Raw genomic sequence first — 24,031 nt, forward strand, 5'->3', positions numbered from 1 at the left:
TGACACTATATTTGTCCGCGACCTCCTGTATGGTCCCTTGACGCGATATGAAGGCCTCAACGACTTCTTTCTTGAACGGGCGTGCGGACAAAAAGTTGGACTTCAGGTATGATATTAAATGTACTCACTAAAAGAGAAGCAGAGGGCCGTCGAGCTCTTTCACAAACATCACAGATCCGCTAGTCAAGTTGTCAGAGAATTGGGCTACCCGTCCACAACAATGCTGATGCACTGGGCAGCTGACTATCAGGAGGGACAGATGTCTGACCAAAGAAGATCTACAGAGTTCGGCGTGCGGCGGTTCTTGTGTGACCCCATCACACTATTTTCATACGTCCCTTCGAAGGGCGTGCGGACCACGGGCCCCCGCGGCTGATGTCTTTCTGGACCAAAAGAGGATAATTCGCGGACCATGAGTCAGGAAACGCCGATGCTGTTGCAATCTCGTAATCTCTGAGATTGTCAATTTGATCCTTTTACGCTAAATCTTTGGAATTTCCGATATCAGAGATCGCGGTATCCAAGTTTTCATGGGCGTGACCGCCATCTCAGTGTGATGCCGTTACACTATTTTCCACCAATATCTGGAACGATGCGGACCACGGGACCGCGGATCTTTGGTTTCAAGACTCAAAGATACAAATTTGTGGACCGTGAGTCCAACGATTGGACGGGGTCACAATCTCGTAATCTCTGAGATCGTCAATTTGATCCTTTTACGCTAAATCCTCGGAATTTTCGGTCTCAGAGATCGCGGTGCGCTCAGGCTGAGGGCGGGATTAATGGCACGTCGCCGCGCAGATTCAATCAATTGCTTTATAAAACAACGCGCGCTATGCTAAAAGCAAATGGTGATAAAGGAGACGCTCTCATGGGTGGATTTGTTGGCTGGCTCAATGGTGCTAATCAAAATATTCAGGCGGTGGCGGATGCGATTCAGGCATTAGTCGTCATCCTGTCGATCGGCTTTGGGGCGATTCGCTATTTTCAAGGCAAGCGCAGTAAGGCCCGACTGGCATTGATTCAGATGCTCAACCTGCTCGATGAGTTTCCGCTGCTGGTCAACGATGCGGAGCGCTTCAAATATAAAGAAAGTCAGAGCCAGCACGGGGATGATCGACTCGGCCAGGCGCAAGAGCCGAATTGGGCTGACATGGTCGAGGACGTCAAACGGTTTCGCGAAGAGTTTCGGACGATCTTGAATGAACTTTGGTCGACGCTGGACGCCAGCCAGGTCTTTTTCCACCGGACGGATACGGAGACGTTGACGGTGCTCAATAACTCGACCAACGTGATGCAGGCGTTGAGCGTGCTGATCTCCGACCTGACCGAGGGCAGTTATGACCATCTTCAAAATCAAAAGGAGCTGGTTCGCACCTATCTGACCCAATTCGCGGAGGCGCTATGCTCGCTCGCCGCGAAAAAGAAGGTGTTCCAGACTTCGGCGGAAGGGGCACAGTATTATCCGGTGTTGAGCGATTACAGCAAGTGGTTTGCCATCGTGGCGGATGAGGTCACTAAGGCATTTGCGACCGATGCGAAGCCCAAAAGCTCTCCTTGTCGAAACTTTATACTGAGTACGCCAAGCGTCAGGAAGCGGATCTCTCACAAGCCCAGCGTTTTTCGTCGTTTCGGATTCAGCAATATGCGGTCTATCATCCAACCAACAATATCACCGCGACTTCTTTTGCGACGTTGACGACTGGGCAGCGCCGCGCGATCTATGGGGATGTGTTCCGTGATCAGGTCAAACGCCAATTTTTGACCAACAAGACCGCGCCATACAAGGTTGAGCGCAGCGAGTATACGCTCCCTGATGGCCCAGACAAAGGCAAAACAGTTTATCCATTCATGCTGGTGCGGCCCGAGCGGTAAGGCGGGGCGGCATCAGGAAAAAGCTTCAGTCACACCTGCGAACACCGTAGCTTGACTGGATCTTTTTTGATTCGCTGAACACCCCACCCAATCTTTTCGGGTTGCATATCTGCATCGTTTTCCGCTTTTGTACCTAACCCCTGGCATAATGACCATGGGGGGAACGGAAAGCGAGAAAGCAATGACGAAACAAATCGACATGACGGGCCGCCGCATCGGTCGTTTGACAGTGTTGGCCGCAGCCGGCCGGATGAAAAATGGCAATCGGCGCTGGCTGTGCCGTTGCGATTGCGGCAATGAGGTCACGGTGGATGGCTATGCGTTGCGGGTAGGGACGGTGAAAAGTTGTGGGTGCCTGCGCCGCGATGCCAGCAAGCAGACCGCGCGCGCCAACCCAGCATTCTTGGCGAACGTGGGCAATTCCGCGCTGTGGGGCACTGTGGCCGGCACCAATCTACGCACGTTTGTCTCGATGCGCGCCACCAACCGCTCCGGCGTGACCGGGGTCTCCTACGACAACACCTGCGGCAAGTGGATTGCCCGGCTGTATTTTCGCGGCCGGCTGGTCTTGAACAAGAGCTTCTGGCGTTTCGATGAGGCGGTCCAGGCCAGGCGCCTAGCTGAAAAACATTATGTGACGCCACTACTTGAGCAGTACGAACCGCTGGTGAAGCAGTGGGGCACAAAATAATGGCGGGGCGCTGCAATAACAGGCTGGCACCCATTATTTTTCTAATATGCACAAATATCTTTGTAAAACATGACAGAAGTGTCCGTGACATCTCCTGCAACTCTGTTACGATGAGGATAGCTTATCTAGGAACATGGAGGCGATGACATGAAGCAAATTGGGCCGGCAATCAAGCGCATCCGGGAAAACAAGGGCCTCACGCAGGTCAAGATCTACGACGGGGTCATGTCGCGGACAAACTACGCGCGGTTTGAGGACGGGCAGATCGATTCGTCTGCCACGAACCTGATGGAGATGCTCAAGCGGCTGAATCTGTTGATGACGGAATTCGCCAATCTTTACGACGGCGACACGGACACGGCAATCGCCGTTCAGCAGCAGGCTCTCAAGTTGGTCAATCAGGGCATGACCGAGCAGCGCCCCGAGCCGTTTTTGAAGGCGGCCGCGCTGATGGCGACGCAATATGAGGATTCGCATTACATCGCCGATCATCACACCCAGCTGACCTTGCAGATCTACGCGGATTACATGGCAAACGACGGCCATGTCGTCGATGCGGCGCCGCTGCTTCAGCAATTGCTCACGTATTTGGAAAAAAACGAGACGTGGTACTCCTATGAGGTGTCGCTTCTCAACAACCTGATGCCCATGATGACGCCCAATCAGCTGCTGGTCTATCTGCGGATCTACATGCAGCGCGTGTCTAAGCTGACTCAAGTCGATCCCGGCGTGGCCAGCGTGGGCGAGGTGCTGGTTCAGGCGTTTGAAGTGGCAATCAATAATCGCGATTTTGAGATCTACCAGTCGCTCCTTGCGCTGTTTGACGCCCAGCACTTGCAAGAGCGCCTCTTGTTCCCGCATCTTTTCCGCCAGGCGTTCGATGCCTTCGCCGCCTACACGCAGGACCAGGATGCGGCGGCGCTTCAGGGGAAAATTGATCCGTTGTTGCTGCTCGTCAGCACACTTCAGATTCCGGTGAACGGCGCCCAACTGCGGCAAGACATCGCCCGGCTTCAGGCGTGGCTGGCCCCGAACGTGAAATTCTGCGATCCGGCTGACTAAAAATATTTGCAATACAAAAACAGGCGCGACGCCCCAGTTCTTCAACTGGAGGGTCGCGCCTGTTTCGTTTGCGTTACAGTATGGAATCACCGCGCCTCATTGACGGTGGGGTGCGCGATGCAAGTGGTTAATATTCAGAGCTAATACGCTGAGCTAATGTGCAACGCTAATGGGCAAAACTTACGAGCGTTTCCGCCGGGTCGAGTCGAGCACATCGAGCCCTAATCCACCGAGCAGCAAGGCGCCTAGCGCTGTCAGAATCATCGTCTGCCCCTCACCAGTTTGTGGCAGGGTCTCCGCTTTGGTGGCCTTCGCCGTCGGTTTTGGCGAAACCGGCGCAATCGGCGTTGTGTCAGGTATCACATCCGGAACTGGCTGATTCGGCGTGGTTGGTTTCGTTGGTGTGGTCGGCTTTGTCGGCTTTGTCGGCTTCGTTTCCTTCGCAGGCGTTTTCGCATACGTGAGCACGAGGTGTTGCGGATCGCCGAAGACGCCGGTCAACGGGCCATCGCTCCCAACAAAATCATAACCAGGGAAGGTCGGTGCGGTGATCGTAAATGGATCGCCCGCTGTGCCGATCAGGACCAGATCCTCGCGCAGTGTGTTGCCGGTCGCCTGATCAACGAATGAAACCGTGACTTGCCCCGCGACAGGCGGCACATCGGCTTTCGTGTAGCGCAGGGTGATCGTCTGCGGATTGCCGAACGCGCCGGTCAACGCGTGGTCCGCGCCGAGGTAGGTGTAGCCGTCGATCTCAGGAATCGTGACGGTGAACTGGGTACCTCGGGTATTGGTCAAAATCGTGTCCGCCCTCAGTGTGTTGCCGTTGTCGTCGACATATTTGACCGTGACTTGACCCGCGACAGGCGGCACTTCGGCTTTGGTGTAGCGCAAGGTAATGGTCTGCGGATCACCGAATGTGCCAGTCAGTGCGTGGTCCGCGCCGAGATAGGTGTAGCCCGCGATCTCGGGTACCGACACAGTGAAGGCCTTGCCGACTGTATCGGTCAAAAATGTGTCTACCTGCAAGCTGTCGCCGTTTTCATCGACATACTTCACAGTCACTTGCCCGGCGATTGGCGCGATATCTTCCTTTCTGTAGCGGAGGGTGATTGTCTGCGGTTCACCGAATGTGCCAGTTAGACCGTGGTCCGCGCCGAGATAAGTGTAGCCCGCAATCTCGGGTACCGAAACAGTGAAGGCTTTGCCGACTGTATCGGTCAAAACAGTGTCTGCCTGCAAGCTGTCACCATTTTCGTCGACATACTTGACGGTGACTTGGCCCGCAACTGGTGCGGTATCTTCCTTGGTATAGCGCAAGGTGATCGTCTGCGGCTCACCAAATGTACCGGTCAACGCGTGGTCCGTTCCGAGATAAGTGTAGCCCGCGATTTCAGGCACCGAAACGGTGAAGTCAGTCCCAACCGTATCGGTCAAAATTGTGTTTGCCTGCAAGCTGTCGCCATTTTCGTCGACATACTTCACGGTAACTTGCCCCGCGATTGGCGCGACGTCTTCCTTGGTATAGCGCAACGTGATGGTCTGCGGCTCACCGAATGTGCCAGTCAGCGCGTGGTCCGCGCCGAGATAAGTGTAGCCCGCGATCTCAGGTACCGAAACGGTGAAGGCAGTCCCAACCGTATCGGTCAAAACAGTGTCTGCCTGCAAGCTGTCGCCATTTGCGTCGACATATTTGACAGTCACTTGCCCCGCAACTGGTGCGGTATCTTCCTTTGTATAACGCAGGGTGATTGTTTCGGGCCCAGTGACATCGAAGGTCAGATCATGGTCGGCGCCTTGGTAAATGTAGCCGGGCACATCGGGTGGGGTGATCGTATGGGTCTCGCCAATTGGGACGGTGACCTCGATCGGTGCGGCGATCGCGTCACCATTTTCATCCTCAATATTGACGGTCAAGGTCGCCTCGTCCTTTGCGTAAAGTAGGGTGACGGCGGTCGGGCCGGTCAGTGTGCCCGTCAAAGCGGCATTGTCGGCGGTGCCCACATAATGGTAACCCGTGATGTCGGGTGTTTCGATCTGGTAGGTATTGCCGACCTGGACCACGCGGACGGTCTCGTCGCGCAGGGTCGCGTGGGTCGTTTCGTCCTGGTAGCTGACGGTGATTGTGGCGGCGCTCGGCGGGGTTGGCGTGGCGGACTTGTTGCTGACGTAGCCGTAATCTGTGGCGTCGGTGATGTATGCGATCATGATGGACCAAATATTATAAGTCTGGTTATAGGCTGAATCCTTATAGGCGAAAAGCATGTAGTTCGTATACGGATTCTGAATGATTGTCTCGCCGTCTCCGTATGGGTTGGTCAACGGCCCAGGCATGACTTGATCTTTCAGGTTGGTGTAGCGAACCGTGAGATCGTCGCCGGCGGGGTGGCTGATATTGCTTGACGTCGCGCCGTTATAGTAAACGCGCTCCGACTTACCCATATCGACATCAAAACCGAACTGTTTGCCGGTGCCATACAGTAGAGGATCGGTCAAGTCCATCCCCTGAGGCAGCTTGCCACTCATGGTGTAGGTATAGGTCCCATCCTCACTTTTCACCACAGGCAGGACGACTTGTTGTTGAAAAATCGCAAATTTACTTGTGTACTGCGCGGCATTCAACGAACTGAAATCCAGAATGTTATCGTACTGAAGCCCAAGATCCGTCACATTTGTCAGGCCAGCCAAGGCATCCACTTCACCAATGCGCTGCCCACTCATGTCGATGGTCGTCAGGTTCGTCAGATTCTGGAGTGGCCACAGATCAACGAGGCCACCATCCCAGGTCTTCTGCCCGTAATTGAGATCCGTGTCCATCTGAATGTTCGTCAGATTGGTCGCATACTGAATCCCATCTAGCAAATAGATCGTTGTCGGGTCGATATACGTGCCAAATTGATTGCCCGCGCGATAATCGACAGCCAGCTGCGTCAGCTTTAACAGGCTGTTTTTCGAGATCTGATCCACGGAAGTCCAATTGCCGGTCGGATCCTGTTGTTGCAGGTTATGCAAAACCAGTTGCTGGAGATACGTATTCGGCATCCATTCATCAATATAATTGTTGCCCGTGGCCGCATCGACCCCAGTCGCGTCGCTGGCGATCGCCGCCGCGGCCGCCTGACTGGTCCAAGCAGAATTGAGGCCGGTAATATATTGGTCGCCGATATGACTGCCGGAACTGGCGGCCAGCGTGCTATTTTTCAGATAAACGAAGGTCATCGTTTGCTCATCCGCGGAAAAAATGCCGGTCTGCGAACTTTCACTTTGCGATGTCGCGAGCGTGTAGCCGTCGATTGTTGGTGCCGTTTGGACAAACTGGCCGCCAATTTTGCCTTCCGACAGAGTGACAGCGGGGGAGATCTCCTCGCCCGTGTCGCCGTCGATGTAACGCACCGTCACATTTGCGGCGTCATTTAAAACCGTGTAAGGCGTGACGACATAGCCACTGAAGCCATTGCCGTTGTCAAAATACATCACGATCTGACCTTTGGCGACGCTCGCCGTGCTTGCCAGCGTGTAGTTTTGACTGGTTTGCCAATTGGCGCTGTCATCCGGCACCACAGTTGGGGCGTAGGTGACGCCGTTCACGGAAGCCACCTGATTGGGATCGGCCGAGGTGAACGAGATCGTCGCAACCGATGCGCCGTTCAAGCCGACCACCGGCGTTGCATACGTGATCTGGCCGGAAGCATCGGGCGTGACGCCGATCGACTTGAGCACGCTGCCTTGCCCGGTCGCATTCATCGTGCCACCCGGGGCGAAGGTGATCATGCTGAGGTCGGTCACCGCGTTTTGCGGAATGAGAAGCGACGTGAGCTGCTTATTCGCGAGCGCGGAAATGTCACTCAGATGCGGTTGATAGGAAAAATTGACACTGGTCAGCTGCGACAGATCGGCCAGCGCCGAAATATCGGTCAGCCCACCATAGTAGCCATCCGATGAAATTTTCAGCGTGGTCAGCCCAGTCGCGAGTTCCAAGCCCTTGAGTGACGTGATATTCACCCGGTCTGCGTTGGCCGTATTGTTGCCATCTGCGGGCAGGTTATCCGTGGTGAGCGTGGTCAGCCCGGCGATCATTTCTTCGGTGATCTGATCGACACTGGTGAGTGCAGTCCCGTCCGCAGTGGTCACATGATCCGCCTGCAACTGGGCAAGAACCGCTGCCTGAAGATGGCCATCCGGCATCACCGTGTCCAGGTCAAAAACAGTGTCCTGCGCCTGCAATGCCCGGGCGGCAGGGGCAGCTTGAGCGGTCGGCGCGGTTGGCGTGGCCTCGTCAGTATTTTCGGAAGCGGCTGGTTGCGTCTCGGAATCTGGCGAAGTCTGCGACGCCTCTGATGCCACATCATTTTGAGATTGATCGGCATCCGTTGCCTCGCCATCGCTGGTCTGATCTTGGCTCCCAGTTTGCGCAGAGGTCTCCGAATTGGCAATGACCTCGGCCTCCGCCGCTGCGTCATTCCCTGTGATCTTCACGATCTCCTGGGCATCCGCCCTCTCAGTTGTGCTCGTCTTCGCCGGTGTGTCGCTTGTTTCATCCGATGAAGCAGGGGCGGTCTCGGTCTGGCCGGGCTTGATCTGCTCCGACCCAGCTTGGTCCGAATTGCCCTGATCTGAATCCGTTGGCAACTCCTGTGCGTCTTGCCCCGCAGTTGCGGGACTTGTCACGTCACCACTTGGCGCCGCATCGCTTGCCGCGGCATGGACAGGGGTGAGTTGGGCGGCGCCGAGGCTGAGGCCACCGACCGTGATCAACGCGGTGACCCAGCGGCGGCCGGCCTTATATAACTTTGCATGCGTCTTTGGTTCGCTGGACATGGTTTCTCCTCCTTTAGGCCTCCCCCTGACCATTGATAACACACATTTTGCGGGCTTCGTTTCGCCAAAGACGAAAATGTTGCAGATATGCACATATTCCGGCGTAAACCTCGCACTTTTTTGTTCGAAAATGTGTTGCATATCTGCATCATTTGTATCAGCTGAGACCGGTTGAAAGATACAATCACCTCGTAATGTGGGGGTTACACTGACTGATCATCAACCATTGAGGAGGAATGGATCATGGATCAACAGCGTAAGACGCATTTTAAGATGTACAAGGCGCACAAGCAGTGGCTCGTGGCCGGTGTGACGGCATTTTCACTGGTCGTCGGCGGCGCATTCGGCACCAGCCACGCGGTGTGGGCCGATGAGGGGACCCCGGTCGTTTCAGCTGAAAATTCTGCCGGGCAACAGGCCACCGACCAAGAGTCAGGCGACCTCACGCCAGCCGCCCAAACACCGGCCAAAGCAAATGGGGATGCGGGCCAAACGCCAACAACCGGCGAGGCGGCTCCGACCACGGATGGGACGCAGCCAACTGCCGCTTCCGCCCAGACTGGTGAACAGACGGCCCAGGTTTCGGACACAGATGGCACCAGTTCAAATGATGCGGATTCAAGCGTTACTGCTCAAGATGTCGCAAGCTCAAAGGGCACAGACTTGGATGGTGCCAATTCCAATAACGTCAATGACGAGGCCGAGTCCGCCGAGACACCCGCCACCGACCAGTCCCAGCAAGCCCGCCCCGAGGCTCGGTCCGCCCGCGCCCTCAGCGAAAGTGAAGACGGCAGCGACCCAGCCGAGACCCCGGCAGACGAGGATGCAGAGGAAGCGCCAAGCGATGGGGAGACTGATCCGGCCAATGACCAACAGACGTCACCGCTTTTAGGCCTAAGCAACAATGAAGTCGATGGCGCGGATCTCGCCAATGTGATCGCCGCGACGAATACGTTCAACGTGTCGAAAACCAACGCGCTTCAGTACACGTATTCGCATCTGGATCGAGATGCCTCGCTCAAAAACATGAGCGGGGCGAAGATGTGGCAGTCGCAGGCCTTTGCGGATGCGATTCCGATGGATGCCGCTGGCTACTATCAAAACACGACGGTCTACAATATCGACCTCTGGATGCCGGATTACGCGCTCCAGTACGTTTTGTGGCAATCGGCCTTCTCCAGCCAGTACGCGACGATCAATGATTTTCGGGCGAATTTTACGAAAAATGATCTGGCCGCACTGACCAATTTTACAACGGACCAGGCCGCGCAAAATACGTATGGCAATAGTCAGACCCAAGGCGCACCGACGACCTACTACCAGGCGTTGATGAGTATGCAAAGTCTGGAAGGCCTGCAATACGCGACCAACCTCAAGACAATCAATCTGTCTCCGAACATCATTGTCAGTGAAAATGTCTATGGGACGCCAACGAAAAACGGGAATCTCTGGGACATCAAAGCCTTGACGAACCTGACACAGCTGCAAAGCGTTCAGATGGTCATGTTTTCCATCACTGATGTCACCGCGCTGGGCGATAAACCGAGCCTGACCAATCTGTCGCTTTCCTATAATATGATCACGGACATTTCGCCACTGGCTAGTGACTCGGGACTGAATGGCAGTGCCGCGCTGGGTTTTCAGCACGTCTTGCTCGATTCGATCACAATTCGGGAAGGCACTGCGTCTTATACGACCCCGTCATTTATCGTGAAGGATCTGACTGACACCAACGTTCCTGTGCAGGGCTATGATGGCAGCGGCCAAAGCGGTTATCCCGGCCTCTACCCAAGTTCCTCCAATGGGGGCAACATCGATCCGCAGACCCTGACCTGGTATGGCATGTTGCCGGATACGTCGACGAATTACGGCGCATTTTCCACAACTTGGAATGACGCGGCGACTGGGTTTGAAGGCTGGTTTATTCAGCCATACGCGCTCGACGCCAACGCCAGCAATATCGTCGTCAATTATCAGCTCCTGAAGGCGGATGGCACCCAGCTCACCCTTGCACCATCGACCGTGCTTTCCGCTGAAGTCGACGATACGGCCAATCTGCTCAGCACAACCACCGTGGTCAATCGCATCACGAATCTTGTCAACGAGCAGGGCTTCACCTTTGCCGGCCGCCTGATCGATGGAACGGGCCTGTTTGCCGACGCCATGGCCAATAACGGGCTCGCCCATTTTCTGGCCACCGACGCCGTGACCTTCACGGAGGACCCGCAGAACTTCACCATCCTCTTTTTGCAAGACTGGGATCTGACCGTTCACTGTTACGCCAAGACCATCGATGAAAATGGAGCTGAGGTGCTCACCGAAATGCCGGCCGCCATCGCGCCAAGCAAGACCACGTCCACCAATCTGAACACCCCGGTCCTGATCACGGATATCGTCCCGGACCTCAGCGCGGACAAATACGCCTTCGACCGCGTCGACACCAGCCCAGAAGGCATCAATTGGACCACGCTTTCGGCCGACGCAACGACCTTGCCGTTCCAGGATAACGACCAAGAAGTGCGCGTGATCTACCACGCTGTTCAGCAGGCCAAAGTCCAGTTCGTCGACGCCGATACGCTTGACGCAAACGGCGACCCGACTGTGCTTGAGACCCTCGATTACACCACCGACCCCGCGCTTCAAGGTGAGCTCGGCGCCGCGATCACCTATGACCCGGCCGCCAAGATCGCCGCCTATGAAGCCGCCGGATATCGCCTCGTCAGCGACGGCACCACCAGCGGTTACGATTTTCCGCTAGATCCGCTGGCCGACACGCCGATTTTCACCATCACCCTCGCGCACACCCAGTCGCTCAAGGACACCACGACCGTCGCCCAGACCATCCACTACACCGATGGCACCGACCCGCTCGCCCCGGACGCGACTCAGCAAGTGACCTTCACCACCGTCGTTGACAACACCATCCCCAATGACCCGGGCACCGTGTACTTCAAGCTTGGGGAAAATACGCCGGCACTGGATGCGACCACCCAGCTGTTCGATTCCACTGGTTGGACGGTCTACGGAGACGATGCGAAACCGTCATTCACCGTCACCGCCAATCCGGCCGTGCCAGGCTGGCGCGTCGACTTGATCAACCCGGCCCAGACCGGCCTGACCCAAGTCGACGAAACAGCGGTGACCCCAACGACAGCCGATTCCGAGATCACAGTGACGTATGTCCGCGCCTATGAAATTTCTGATATGTCGACGGTCACCCAGACCATCACGTATCAAAATAAGTATGGTGATATCATTCATGAACCGGCGACTGCGACCAAGACCGTTTTGACCGTTTCCGATGGCCAAGGGGGGACCACCACATTTGTTGCGGATGGCGCTGTGACGGATCAGCCGACCCTTGACGAAAATGGCGTGCCGACAACTGGCAATTGGACGCAGGTACCGGCTGGGGAGACCCCACTTTTTGCCCCGGTCATCAACCCGACTATTGCGGGGATGCACGTCGTTTCGACCACGGATCCGGCCGGAGACCTCACCCGCATCACGGCCCAGCCCGTGACCGGCGACGCGAGCCAGGACTTCACCGTCACCTACGACTACACCGAGGGCGTGGTCCCGCCAGAAGAAGCGGCGACCCTAACCGTGCAGTTTGTCGATGAAAATGGGAAGACCCTACTGCCGAGTGAGCGCAAAGCCTTTACGATTGGGAGCGGGTATGAGTACACCGCACCGGCGATTGGCGGGTATCATCTGGCGACTGCCGAATTGCTGGCGGATGCTTCTTTGACGAATGGTGTGGCATCCGGCCACATCACGACTTCAAATGATATTTTGACCTTTGTCTACAAGATGAATGATGGGGTGGTCCCACCAGAAGAAGCGGCGACCCTGACCGTGCAGTTTGTTGATGAAAATGGGAAGACGCTGCTTCCGAGTGAGCGCAAAGCCCTTACGATTGGGAGCGGGTATGAATATACCGCACCGAAGATCGGCGGGTACCATTTGGAGACTGCCGAATTGCCTGCCGGGGGTTCCTTGACCGAGGGCGTTGCGTCGGGTCAGATCACGACTTCAAATGATATCCTGACGTTTGTCTATAAGATGAATGATGGGGTTGTGCCGCCAGAAGAAGCGGCGACCCTGACCGTGGAGTTTGTCGATGAAAATGGGAAGACGCTACGTCCCTCTGAGCGCAAAGCTCTTACGATTGGGAGCGGGTATGAATACGCTGCACCAGAGATTAGTGGGTACCATCTTGAGACCGCGCATCTGCCGGCCGGGGGTTCACTCTCGGATGGCGTTGCGTCCGGTCAGATCACAACTTCAAATGATGTCCTGACCTTCGTCTACAAGATGAATGATGGGGTAGTCCCACCAGAAGAAGCAGCGACCTTGACCGTGCAGTTTGTCGATGAAAACGGGAAGACGCTGCTTCCAAGTGAGCGCAAAGCTCTTACGGTTGGGAGCGGCTATGAATACACCGCACCGGAGATCAGTAGGTATCACTTGGAATCAGCTGAATTGCCAGCGGATGGCACCTTCACTGATGGTGTCGCGAAGGGTCAGATCACAACTTCACATGCTGTGCTCACCTTCGTCTATAAGATGAACGAAGGCGTGACGCCGACCCCGCAACCCGCGACGCTGGCCATCCATTTTGTTGACGGCGCAGGACATACCATCCAGCAGGACACGGTTTTGACCCGGGCGGTCGGCAACGGTTACACCTTCGTCGCCCCGGCGCTCACAGGGTACACGTTTGATCACGCGATTTTGCCAGATGGCACGGAAAGCCGGAACCGGACGACGATCGGGACACTGACCGCAGATGCCCAGGAATTGACCCTGGTCTATCTGCCGAACCAGGCGCCGGTCGAGCCCTCCAAGCCGATCACGCCGGTCAAACCGGAGACCAAGCCGACGACCCCAACCAAGCCGGAAGCCAAACCGCTGGCCAAGCCAATTGCGACGAAACCAGCTGCGACTAAGCCAGCTGAAAAATCGTTGCCGCAGACCGGCGACAGCCAGGATGGCTTGTTGGCAGCGATGGGCGCGTTGATGCTGGCGAGCCTCGCGCTTGTCGGAATTCGGCCGACGCGTAAAGAAAAATAATAATTTAACGGGTTAACGAAACGTTCCGCACCACCTGAGATTCAGGTGGGCGGGGCGTTTTTAGGTGGGCCTCTCGCGATAAATATTTCATGTAACTCACTCAATTATATTGGGAGTAAAAGCCCGGAATATCAAAGTATCTAACCGGCTCAATTAACCCGATTGAAGTCCTATAACTGCCAATTGTATGCGTATTCATGATATACTTAAGATGTTGATAAGGACAGTCGTATGAGAAACGGAGGTTATTTCTATGAAGAAAAAACTATTGTTGACCGCCGCCCTTGTATTAAGTCTAGGCGCCGCATCAATTACGGCAAATCCGGTAAGCGCGGAAGAAACCACAGCCGAATTTACAGTTGAACCTGGCGCATTGACACTTGATGAAGTACCTGATCTGAACTTTGGCACAGTACCGATCAAGAATTTGATCGAAGGTGACGCAACCGCCGAACTTGTTGGGTACGAGAACGTGCTCCCTGGTGACGATGGTAACCAGACTGGTGATGTCCAGGTATCTGACTACCGCGGGTCAAATGCTGGGTGGTCTCTGTACGCCCAGATGACGCCATTTGCGCTTAGCACAGATGCGAACGTGACACTTGATGGGACAATGACCCTGACCGGTGCAGAGACAACAAGTACAGGTGTTGCGCCTGGCGCATTTGGCGGTGACATTGCGACCGATAGTCAAAATGTCCTGGTCTGGAATGCTGCAGTGAATACTGGGACTGGGCAGAACAACGATGTAACTGAGGCTGGCGAAGATAACTATTTGACGCTTGATCGGAATACAGGTGCTGTACCCGGCCGATATGATTCAGATGTGACCTGGACTTTGGCTCTGACACCAGACGCTTGACGTTAATGTACTAGAGAAAGGACCAGCCGACCCTGGTCCTTCTTTTTCCGAAAAAAAGGGGGGAACACATTGAAACGCAGACATCTGATCATCGCGTTGCTCGCATTTTTAGGCATCCTATTTTCCGTTCCGCACTCGGCGCAGGCCGCGGATGGCGCCGGGTTCACCGTTGCCCCCGCGCTGCCCACGAACCAAATGTCTGACGCCTCGTATTTTGACCTGCTGGTGAAGCCCGATACCACTCAGCATTTGCGCCTCGCGCTCACCAACCTGACCGATAAGGAAAAAACGTTGACGGTGACGCCGACCAATGCGTTCACCCAGACCAATGGCGTAGTGAGTTACGCGCCAAATTCGGCGAAGGACGAGTCGGCGGAATACCAGCTCAACGACTTGTTGGGAAATAAACAGACGGTGAAGCTGAAGGCCGGCGAAACCCGGACCGTCGATTTCACCCTGACCATCCCCAAAGAAGGATTCAAAGGCCAGATTCTTGGCGGCCTTTACGTGACTGACGAAAAGCACGTGGATAAAGGTAGCGGCAAGGGCATGACCATCAATAACAAATACGCGATGGTCGTGGCAGTCAACCTGCAGACTAGCAAGAAAAAAGTTGACCCGGATCTGAAATTGAACGAGGTCTACCCCGGCGCCCAGACCAACAAGGCGGCGGTGATCGCAAACCTGCAAAATCCAACGCCGCGCCTGTTCGGCCAGGCGGAGGTCGTCAGCACGATCACCCGTTCCGGCTCCGAAGAAGTGGTGCTCGAACGGACAGTCAAAAATTTTGATTTTGCCCCGAACACCAATGTCGATTTCGCCACCTATTCGAAGGACCCGCTCAAGCCTGGCAAATATGTGCAGGACCTCTTGATCACCACTGAGAATGACGAATGGCATTTCCGCAAAACATTTACGATCAGCCAGGCCAAAGCTGACAAGGTCGAAAAAGAACTCGGCCATGATGTCAGCCGCTTCCCGTGGTGGATCGTCGTGGTCAGTGTGATCGCCGCGCTTCTGCTGGGCGGGCTGATCTGGTTCCTGTTGTGGCGCCGCAAGAAACGTCAAGACTCTGACGCTGCCTGAGGAAAGGAGGCCGTTGCATATGAAAAAGAATAAAGTGAAACTCATTCTGCTGGGCCTGTTCCTCATGGCGTTGATCGGCGTCTTTCAAACGAGCCAGGTACGCGTGACCAAGACGGATACCGCTGCGTCCATCACGATTCCCACGGAGCCACCGGTGATTGCGGGGACGGCCTTTCATGATCCGACTGATTCGGCAACAACTGTGATCGACACCCAACCGAATACATCAAGTTCCAATTTACCAGGGTTAGATCCGTCGAATAGTTTGACCAGTATTGCCGTTCAATCAGGGGATACAATTCGAATGTATGGCGGGACGTCAGGAACTAACGATAACAAGAGAATTGAGATTGTATATCAGCTTGGTGCAAGTGCCCCCGTGCGTACAAACACTAATGATTCCGTTACCTTTGGACCTAACAACTCTATAAATCAGAATCAAAGGTATTGGCATGATTTGACGGTTCAAACCGTCACAGTCCCAACGTGGAACTATTATCAGGTGGTCTTGGTTAATACCTTTTTGGGAGTACCAACTTCGGAGGAGTATTCTCAGTTCTTCCGCGTCTTGGTCATGCCGGCTAACTATCAGATTAATCTCTCACCAAGTGTGCTGATTCTTTTCGAAGGTCAATCGGGGACAATCACGCCGACCAACCTTGATCAATCAATCATCCCATCCTACACGACCCCGAATGCTTCATACGTGACTCAGGGTGTGAGTGGAAACCAGTCCGTGATCACTGCAGTAGGGGCGCCAGGTGCAACTAGCCAGCATGCCACGTTTGGTCTTTCAGATATCTCTGTAGGAGGTGAAAGCCTTGATCCGGACAAAACCTATACGAGTAGTACCACATACATTTATACAGGGCGATTACAAGATCAATCTGTCAGCCTCGGGGAATCCGCAACGTTTACGGTTGAAATGCCGGCAGCCGTAGATGTCGAATCAGTCTCTTGGACTGTAGATGGTGCTCCACCGCCAGCGGATGCGGAGATCAGCGGGAAAACAATGGAGTTACTAAATGTGCAGGCCGATGCTGTAATCCAGGCAACTGTGACCGCCAAGACTGGTGCGAGCGGATCGACGGAAATTGTTGTGACAAGTAATACCGCGCAATTAACAGTCACCGGCCCAACAGAAATTCAATTGACAGCCGATCGATATCTATTTTCCGGTGAAGCTGTAGCTGTCACAACAAATGAGACCCAAGTCTTAACTAATCTTCCAGAGGGAACTCCACTGACTTGGCACGTGTACCAGCCTGGGACACAGATCGAGTCACCACTTGCCACAGTTTCAGATACCGGATTAGTGCAGACAACAAACTCTGGGACTGGATCAATTGATGTTGTGGCTGAATATTCGGGAAGTAACGGCATAGTGACAGGGACGATCACACTTCAGATTCTCTCTGTGCCAGATCAGACGGTCGAGGCCGGATCGACGGCCACTTTCACGGTGCCGACATTGACGCTTTCGCCCGGACAGACTGTGGCGTATCGATGGTATATGCAGATTCCAGATGGGACAATGACCCCCATCGATGGCGCAACTTCTTCCACATACCAATTAACAGATGTTCAGCTAGCGCAGGAAGGGACGAAGTTTAGAGTTCGATACAGTGTCACAACGCCAGGTCAACCGCCAAGTGTGACTACTTATGGCTCCAACGTCTTCACCCTCCACGTCACCGAACCTGGCGCACTGGCCCTAGAAGAAGCCCCAGCCTTCCAGTTTGGCAAAATGGGCTCCACAGCCTCCGCCATGATCAGTCCGACGATCGAGGACATGATGACCGGCTTTTCCGGCGCTGGCACGGTGGGGGATGCGACCTGGATGACGGACACGACGAGCGGCACGCTGAAGATCGCGGACACGCGCTCAACGACCCAGCCGTGGAAGCTTACGGTCGGCCTGTCCACCTTCACCAACGGCACGACCGCCGTGGCTGCGTCCTTGCAACTGGTCGACGGAGGCACGCTGTTGCCGATTATCGAGACCGGCGCATCTACTGAGCTGTACCCAAGCCAAGTCGCCACCGGGGGCGCATTTGAAAAACAGCTCCAGGCTTATCTTTCAACGCAGCCCTCAAGCGACGCATCGCTGGGCAGCTATTCCGCAGACGTGACCTGGACCTTGGAAGATACCCCAAACCCTTAGCCAACAATCGGCACCTCAAAAATAAGCACCAACCAAAAGCCTTCCAGCTTGATCAGCATGCCCGCCGGCCGCTGATCATCTGCTGGAAGGCTTTTTTGCATCTCCAAGTTGAAACCAACACCTATTGCAGAATCGTCCATTCATAACATACCAACAAGCCAACCGAGGACAATCCTCCCCAAACGTGCGGCCCAACGCAAAATGAAATATTCACACCGAAATGAATATATGCAAACACCGACAAGACAAAATGAATCCAAAAACATCCGGATAAACCGCATAACCGCGCAATCAGCGACGAGCCAGTGAAAATAATCCGAATAAAATGTGAATAAATACTTGCACAACATTCGCGCAACGGTTATCATCATTCTCATAAACAAGAACAAGCAGGGGGCAACACTCATGAAAAATACAAAAGCAATTATCGCCGGCACCATGGTCCTCGCCGCAAGTACACTTTTAGCCGCATGCGGGTCTAACAGCGCCAAAGCCGCCGACACCACATCTGCCAGCACATGGACCACAATGGTCGGGGACGGCATCCAGTCCATGGATCCAAGCGTTGCGCTGGATCTGGTTTCTGGACAAGTTTTAACCGACACCACCGAGACCCTGCTTCGATATGATGGCGCCGTGCTCAAAGAAGGCGTTGCGACCAGCGTGCCGACCGCGACCAATAATGGCCTGACCTACACCTACCACCTGCGTCATTCCAAGTGGGCGAACGGCGAGGCCGTCACCGCCAAGGATTTTGTCTACGGCTGGCAGCGGACCGTCGACCCCGCAACGAAATCTCAATACAATTATCTTTATTCCGGCATTAAAAACGCGGATGCGATCATGGCCGGCAAGAAGGATCCATCGACCCTGGGCGTCAAGGCCATCGATGATTACACCTTGGTCGTCACGCTCGAGCATGCGATTCCGTATTTTAATACCATGCAGGCCAACCCCGTCTTTGCGCCGCAAAATCAGAAGTTCGTCGAAGCCCAAGGCAGCAAGTACGGCCATTCCGCTTCCGCCTATCTCTCAAACAGCCCGTACATCTTGAAGGACTGGAGTGGCACCGGCGATTCCTGGACCGAAGTGAAAAACACCAACTACTGGGATGCCAAAGATGTGCACATCAAGACCCTGAAGACGCGCGTAGTCAAAGATAGCCAGACCGCGCTCAACCTCTACAATACCGGCAAGCTTGACGACTCCGTTTTGTCCGGCCAGCAAGCCGCCCAAGCCAAGACCAACAAAGATTACGATCCACTGAAAGTGTCGTACATCCAGTACTTACAATTGAATGAAAAGAAGGTCCCGGCCTTCAAGAACACCAAGATCCGTCAGGCGATCTCCATGGCCATCGATCGCCAGCAATTTATTAAAAAAGTGTTGAACGACGGCTCCATGCCCGCCAGCGCCGTCACCCCAGTTGGCCTTTTCGCCAATCCGGACAAGCCGAGCGAGGATTTTGCCACCGAGTCGACCAAAACGACCAAAGCGGTGACCACTTATAATAAGAAGAAAGCCGCCACACTTTTTGCCGAAGGGCTGAAAGAAGTCGGTGAAAGCAAGCTCAGCATCACCTTGCTCACCAGCGACACCAGCGCCGACAAGAGCCTCGGCCAGTACCTGCAAAACGCGCTCGAGCAAAACCTGCCCGGCCTGACCGTCGCCATCCAGTCCGTGCCCGACAAAGCCGCGCTGACCAAGAGTCAAAACGGGGACTTCGACATCACCGTTTCCGGCTGGTTCGCCGACTTCCCGGATCCAATCAATTACCTGAACCTCTTCACCACCGGCGCGGACGGCAACAACGGCAGCTGGAGCAACGCCGCCTACGACAAAGCCGTCAAACTCAGCGAGACCACCGACGCCAACAACGCCACCAAGCGGTACCAGGACCTTCTGACCGCCCAGACGATCCTCAACCAGGACGCCGGCGTCATCCCGCTGTACCAGCAAGTCCAGTCCCACCTCGTCAACGCCAAAGTCAGCGGCCTGAATTACGGCGCAAACAACATGTACAACTACGTGGGGGCCAAAGTGAAGTAAGGCGTTGGGGCGCCCAAGCCTTTGGGGGAAATAGTTCCGTGGGGGATTCATTCAGTCGTCGCTGCCCGTGATCGTGGGGATCCGGGCCACGGCGCTAGGAAATAGCAACAAGGGGGATTCCCTCAGACTTTTGCGGTTGATTTGGCGCAGGAGTCTGAGGGCGTTTTTCTGTGGGACAGTCCACGACTTCATCAAAAGGCGTGATGCTTCCTATCTGATGCGCAACGCGGTAAATTTATATTAAGACGACTCAATCAGGGAGGACCCACCATGTTTAATAGGAAGCTTTTCGATCAGGCCAATGAAGATCTGAAGCTGGCAGATGAACACTACCAGGAGCAAGGCACTATTCTCGCAGATCAAGTCAAGGACCTCTACCAACTTCGCCTCACCAGCATCGCGCTGATCAAAAAAGTCCAAGCGCATGTCTCCAAATTGGCAAAGACCCCAAAAGACTTTCAGGTGACCCAACACCAGATCATGCTCGAGATCGAGGCATTTGATTTGAAAGAAGAAACAGTAAAACGCGCAGGTCACCAAACGACGCTCGGAGCCGGGGCTGCGGCGACCGGCACGACCCTCGCGGCGCTGGGCGTGGCGGTCGCGACGATGGGGCCAACTGCGGCCATGGGCATCGCGACGACCTTTGGCGTGGCCTCAACCGGCACCGCGATTGCGTCTTTGTCCGGGGCGGCCGCGAACAGTGCCGCCCTGGCCTGGCTTGGCATGGGCACCGTTGCCGCTGGCGGCGGTGGCATGGCGGCGGGCACGACACTTTTAGCGCTCGCCGGTCCAGTCGGCTGGACAGTCGCGGGCATCGCTGGGACGGCCAGCGTCGTCACCGGCGTTTTGACCGCTCGGAAAAATAAAAGTGAAGCGGGCAAGCTGGTGGCGCAGCGCCTCGACCTGGAAAAGGCCAGCGTCAACATCGCACGCCTGATTGAAGAGGTCGCCGACCTAAATGTGGTGACCGAGCGCCAGCGCACCGCAGTCCGTGAGGCGAACAAGGCGGTGACCGGCACCGACTACGCGAGTTTTACCCATGACGAAAAGGCGCAGGCCGGCCTGCTCGTCAACGCGACCCTGACACTTGCGCAACTCGTCAACAAGGAGATGGCTTTGCATGAAGAAGACTAAACAATCGCCGCTTGCGCATGATGCATCCCAGGGCGTGGCCTCTTATGTCGGCTTCTTGAATTACCTGCGCCTCAGCGAGCTACAAAAATCGCTGACCGCCATTCTTGAAAACGAATCTCGTGACCTAACCAAATGGGCCGCTCAAGTAGAATCTGCGTTGGCGGAAATGGATGGGGCTCACGCAGATATTTCTGCACTGATCGATAGCGGTCGCGGTGGGCTGAAAGGTGTTCACGGGTTCATCGCCGAGCGAGCGGAAGTCGGTATTCGCAACGCTCGTGATCTTATAGCGGACCTTGAGCCAGGAACAGCTTGGCTGAACAACAACGGCCACGCGGACCTGTTGATTGGGGGCCGCGGCGTGCAGATGAAATTTTACCAAGACCTGAGCCGGGAAATTGCCCAGGCTCGAAACTATCCAGACCTCCAGATGATGATTCCGCGGGACCATTTTTCCGCGATCGAAGCCATCATGGCCGGTGAAAAGAATGTCAAGATGGGCGACAACTCGCTCCGGCTTTCGACGATCACGGAGATTCGCAGCGCCGTCACCCGCGAAAGCGAATTGCGCGGACAATCCTTTGAACAGTGGTTGCGCCCGTCTGTAGACGATTACGCCGGTGTGCAGCTCAAAACGATCGATGGGACCCTGAAAAATGAATCCGCAACTCTGCACGACACCGCGACTGCCGGGAAAAAGGCGGCCCGCAACGATACCAAAAAGGCGCGTGCCACCGCGCAGCAGACCGCCCGACCGAGCATGGCGGAAGGCGTCAAATCCGCGGGTGTCGGTGCCGCGCTTCAAGGGGGCCTCGGCCTCGCTGGCTTTATCTATCAGAAGCACCGCAATGGCAAGGAAGTTTGGCAATTCGAGGCGGATGATTGGGCTGCTGCTGGTGTAAAAACAGGAGCCGAATCGCTCAAAGGCGGCATCTCTGGGGCATCGATCTATGGCCTCACCAACGTCACGAAACTTGCTGCGCCAAGCGCTGGTGCTGTCGTGTCTGGCACATTTGGGCTGGCAAGCGCAACACTCCAGCTCAGGCAGGGAACCATCGATGCTGACGAGTTTTCCGATCTGGTTCTGCTCAACGCGATCGAGGCGACCGGCGCAGCGGTGGGTGCGGTGCTTGTGCAAACGCTGATCCCCGTGCCAGTGCTGGGCGCGCTGATTGGCTCGATCGCCGCCTCCGCCGCGATGCAGATGGGCGAAGGCATTTTCGCAGATAGGGAAAATGCGCTGGTGGGGCAAATGAAACAGCGCGTCGACGCCGCAATCGCAGGAATGTCTGCCGACGCGCAAGTTTCACTGGCTACACTGAGGACGCAATTCGCGTCACTTGGCCGCTTGCAAGATTCTGCCTTTGATCTTGAGCGGAACATCCAGCTACGATTTGACGCCTCCATTGATTTGGCCAGAGCCGCGGGGGTTTCTGAGAAGATGATTAGGCACCAAATAAGTGAAACGGATCAGTATTTCTTGAGCTGATCAGTGAGGCTCGGGTCGTGTAGATGGCTTGGGCCTTTTTCCGTTGAGTTAGGGTTGCCCCTTTCTCCGGACTCGGGGTCCGTCGATGTCGAGGTTTTGACGTCAACAGGCATAATTCACGGACTGGTGGTCCATTTTTTTAAACGTTGAACTGCGGCGTGGCTTAGATCCGTGGACTCCCGGTCCATGGATCTCGAGGTTTCGAGGTCACAGCGCGCAACTCGCGGACTGGGAGTCCACAGCTATAATCATTGCACCGTGAAACGTCATGTATCGGCGGACTCCCGGTCCACGGATTTTGAAGTTTCAAGGTCAAAACGCGCAACTCGCAGACCGGGATTCCGGGGTTGCGCGTTGAATCGTGGAGCAAAGTAAATCTGCGGACTCAGGGTCTGCAGATCTCGAAGATTCGGCGTCAAAGTACACAACTTGTGGACCGAGAGTCCATGGATTAACTATTGAAACGTGGAAGGACTTATATCTGCGGACTCAGGGTCTGTGAATCTTGAAAATTTGGCGACAAAGCATACAACCCGCGGACCATGAGTCCATCGATTCCAAATATACGAGGTGCAAGCTAGCAAGTTGTGGCCCGGGAGTCCGTGGATTGACCGTTGAAACGTTGATCGGCTTATATGCGGACTCAGGGTCTGTGAATCTTGAAAATTTGGCATCAAAGCATACAACCCGCGGACCATGAGTCCATCGATTCCAAATATACGAGGTGTAAGCGGGCAATTCGTGGACCGAGAGTCCATGGATTGACTATTGAAACATTGAACGGCTTATATCTGCGGACTCAGGGTCTGCGGATCTCGAAAATTTGGCCTCAAAGCATACAATTCGAGGACCAGGAGTCCATCAATTCCAAATATACGAGGTGCGAGCTAGCAAGTTGTGGACCGGGAGTCCGTGGATTGACCGTTGAAACGTTGACCGGCACATATCTGCGGACTCAGGGGCTGCGGATCTCGAAGATTCGTCGTCAAAGCACGCAATTTGCGGACTGGGAGTCCATAGACTTAATCTTTGAGCCTTGGCACAGAATTCATTGGCGGACTCGGGGTCCATGGATTTTTAAGTTTCGAGGTCCTAGTGCGAAACTCGCGGACCGAGAGTCCGTAGATTGACCGTTGAAACGTGGAACGGCTTATATCTACGGACTCAGGGTCTGCGGATCTTGAAAATTTGGGCGTCAAAGCATACCATTCGCGGACCGGGAGTCCATAGACTTGATTGATGTAATGTGACGTTGCATAAATCCGCAGACTCCTGGTCCGCCGATTTCAAAGCGTCGAGGTGCATGCGGGCAACTCGTGGACCGGGAGTCCGTTGATTGAGCGTTGAAGCGTGGAGCAGCTTATATCCACGGACTCAGGGTCTGCGGATCTTGAAAATTTGGCGTCAAAGCATACAACTCGCGGACCGGGAGTCCATAGACTTGATTGATGTAATGTGACGTTGCATAAATCCGCAGACTCCTGGTCCGTCGATCTCAAAGCGTCGAGGTGCATGCGGGCAATTCGTGGACCGGGAGTCCGTTGATTGAGCGTTGAAACGTGGAACAGCTTAAATTTGCGGACTCAGGTTCTGCGGATCTTGAAAATTTGGCGTCAAAGCATACAATTCGCGGACCAGGAGTCCGTCGATTCCAAATATACGAGGTGCAAGCTAGCAAGCCGTGGACCGGGAGTCCGTGGATTGAGCGTTGAAACGTGGAAC

The 24,031-nt window shown here is 55.0% G+C and carries 13 protein-coding genes; 11 read left to right on the top strand and 2 right to left on the bottom strand.

The genetic code is table 11. The features are described from left to right. The first annotated feature begins 871 nt into the window (after positions 1-871). From EKM95_RS09710 to EKM95_RS09725, 4 genes are all read left to right on the top strand, one after another. Positions 872-1,699, top strand: coding sequence for a hypothetical protein (locus EKM95_RS09710; protein ID WP_125697935.1), 828 nt, complete (start codon positions 872-874; stop codon positions 1,697-1,699). Then, positions 1,696-1,875: a hypothetical protein gene (locus tag EKM95_RS09715; RefSeq protein WP_125697937.1), complete on the top strand. Its 180-nt coding sequence runs from the start codon at positions 1,696-1,698 to the stop codon at positions 1,873-1,875. Before EKM95_RS09710 ends, EKM95_RS09715 begins: the two co-directional genes overlap by 4 nt. A gap of 181 nt (positions 1,876-2,056) precedes the next feature. Beyond that, entirely contained in the window at positions 2,057-2,566 is a 510-nt protein-coding gene (locus tag EKM95_RS09720) for an alcohol dehydrogenase (RefSeq protein ID WP_125697939.1), read from the top strand. 147 nt (positions 2,567-2,713) lie between these two features. Continuing rightward, positions 2,714-3,628: an Rgg/GadR/MutR family transcriptional regulator gene (locus tag EKM95_RS09725; RefSeq protein WP_125697941.1), complete on the top strand. Its 915-nt coding sequence runs from the start codon at positions 2,714-2,716 to the stop codon at positions 3,626-3,628. A gap of 180 nt (positions 3,629-3,808) precedes the next feature. On the opposite strand, the gene EKM95_RS09730 is transcribed toward EKM95_RS09725, so the two are convergent. Next, a complete protein-coding gene (locus EKM95_RS09730; protein ID WP_164510170.1) occupies positions 3,809-8,446 on the bottom strand; it encodes a MucBP domain-containing protein in 4,638 nt (1,545 codons plus the stop codon). A 243-nt stretch (positions 8,447-8,689) separates the two neighbouring features. Here EKM95_RS09730 and EKM95_RS09735 point away from each other — a divergent pair, with 243 nt between their 5' ends. From EKM95_RS09735 to EKM95_RS09750, 4 genes are all read left to right on the top strand, one after another. Continuing rightward, a complete protein-coding gene (locus tag EKM95_RS09735) occupies positions 8,690-13,522 on the top strand; it encodes a MucBP domain-containing protein (RefSeq protein ID WP_125697945.1) in 4,833 nt (1,610 codons plus the stop codon). 253 nt (positions 13,523-13,775) lie between these two features. Continuing rightward, on the top strand, positions 13,776-14,384 hold the full coding sequence (locus tag EKM95_RS09740; protein ID WP_125697947.1) for a WxL domain-containing protein: 609 nt from the start codon (positions 13,776-13,778) through the stop codon (positions 14,382-14,384). Between the two features lie 69 nt (positions 14,385-14,453). Then, positions 14,454-15,470 (top strand): DUF916 and DUF3324 domain-containing protein, encoded by a 1,017-nt coding sequence (locus tag EKM95_RS09745; RefSeq protein WP_125697949.1) that lies wholly within the window; start codon positions 14,454-14,456, stop codon positions 15,468-15,470. Positions 15,471-15,489: 19 nt separating this feature from the next. Continuing rightward, positions 15,490-17,634: a hypothetical protein gene (locus EKM95_RS09750; protein ID WP_125697951.1), complete on the top strand. Its 2,145-nt coding sequence runs from the start codon at positions 15,490-15,492 to the stop codon at positions 17,632-17,634. On the opposite strand, the gene EKM95_RS11720 is transcribed toward EKM95_RS09750, so the two are convergent. After that, positions 17,631-17,774, bottom strand: coding sequence for a hypothetical protein (locus EKM95_RS11720; protein ID WP_164510171.1), 144 nt, complete (start codon positions 17,772-17,774; stop codon positions 17,631-17,633). The genes EKM95_RS09750 and EKM95_RS11720 overlap by 4 nt on opposite strands. A 265-nt stretch (positions 17,775-18,039) precedes the next feature. On the opposite strand from EKM95_RS11720, the gene EKM95_RS09755 reads away from it, so the two are divergent. The 3 genes from EKM95_RS09755 to EKM95_RS09765 all read left to right on the top strand — a co-directional run bounded on the left by EKM95_RS09755 (position 18,040) and on the right by EKM95_RS09765 (position 22,309). After that, positions 18,040-19,683: a peptide ABC transporter substrate-binding protein gene (locus EKM95_RS09755; RefSeq protein WP_125697953.1), complete on the top strand. Its 1,644-nt coding sequence runs from the start codon at positions 18,040-18,042 to the stop codon at positions 19,681-19,683. 270 nt (positions 19,684-19,953) lie between these two features. After that, positions 19,954-20,820 carry a hypothetical protein gene (locus EKM95_RS09760; RefSeq protein ID WP_125697955.1) on the top strand — a complete coding sequence of 289 codons (867 nt, stop codon included), beginning with the start codon at positions 19,954-19,956 and terminating at the stop codon, positions 20,818-20,820. Next, complete coding sequence (locus EKM95_RS09765) at positions 20,807-22,309, top strand: hypothetical protein (protein WP_125697957.1); 1,503 nt, start codon at positions 20,807-20,809, stop codon at positions 22,307-22,309. The genes EKM95_RS09760 and EKM95_RS09765 overlap by 14 nt, the downstream gene beginning before the upstream one ends. The last annotated feature ends 1,722 nt before the right edge of the window (positions 22,310-24,031 follow it).

The sequence above is a fragment of the Lacticaseibacillus yichunensis genome (assembly GCF_003946405.1).
Lineage (GTDB): Bacteria > Bacillota > Bacilli > Lactobacillales > Lactobacillaceae > Lacticaseibacillus > Lacticaseibacillus yichunensis.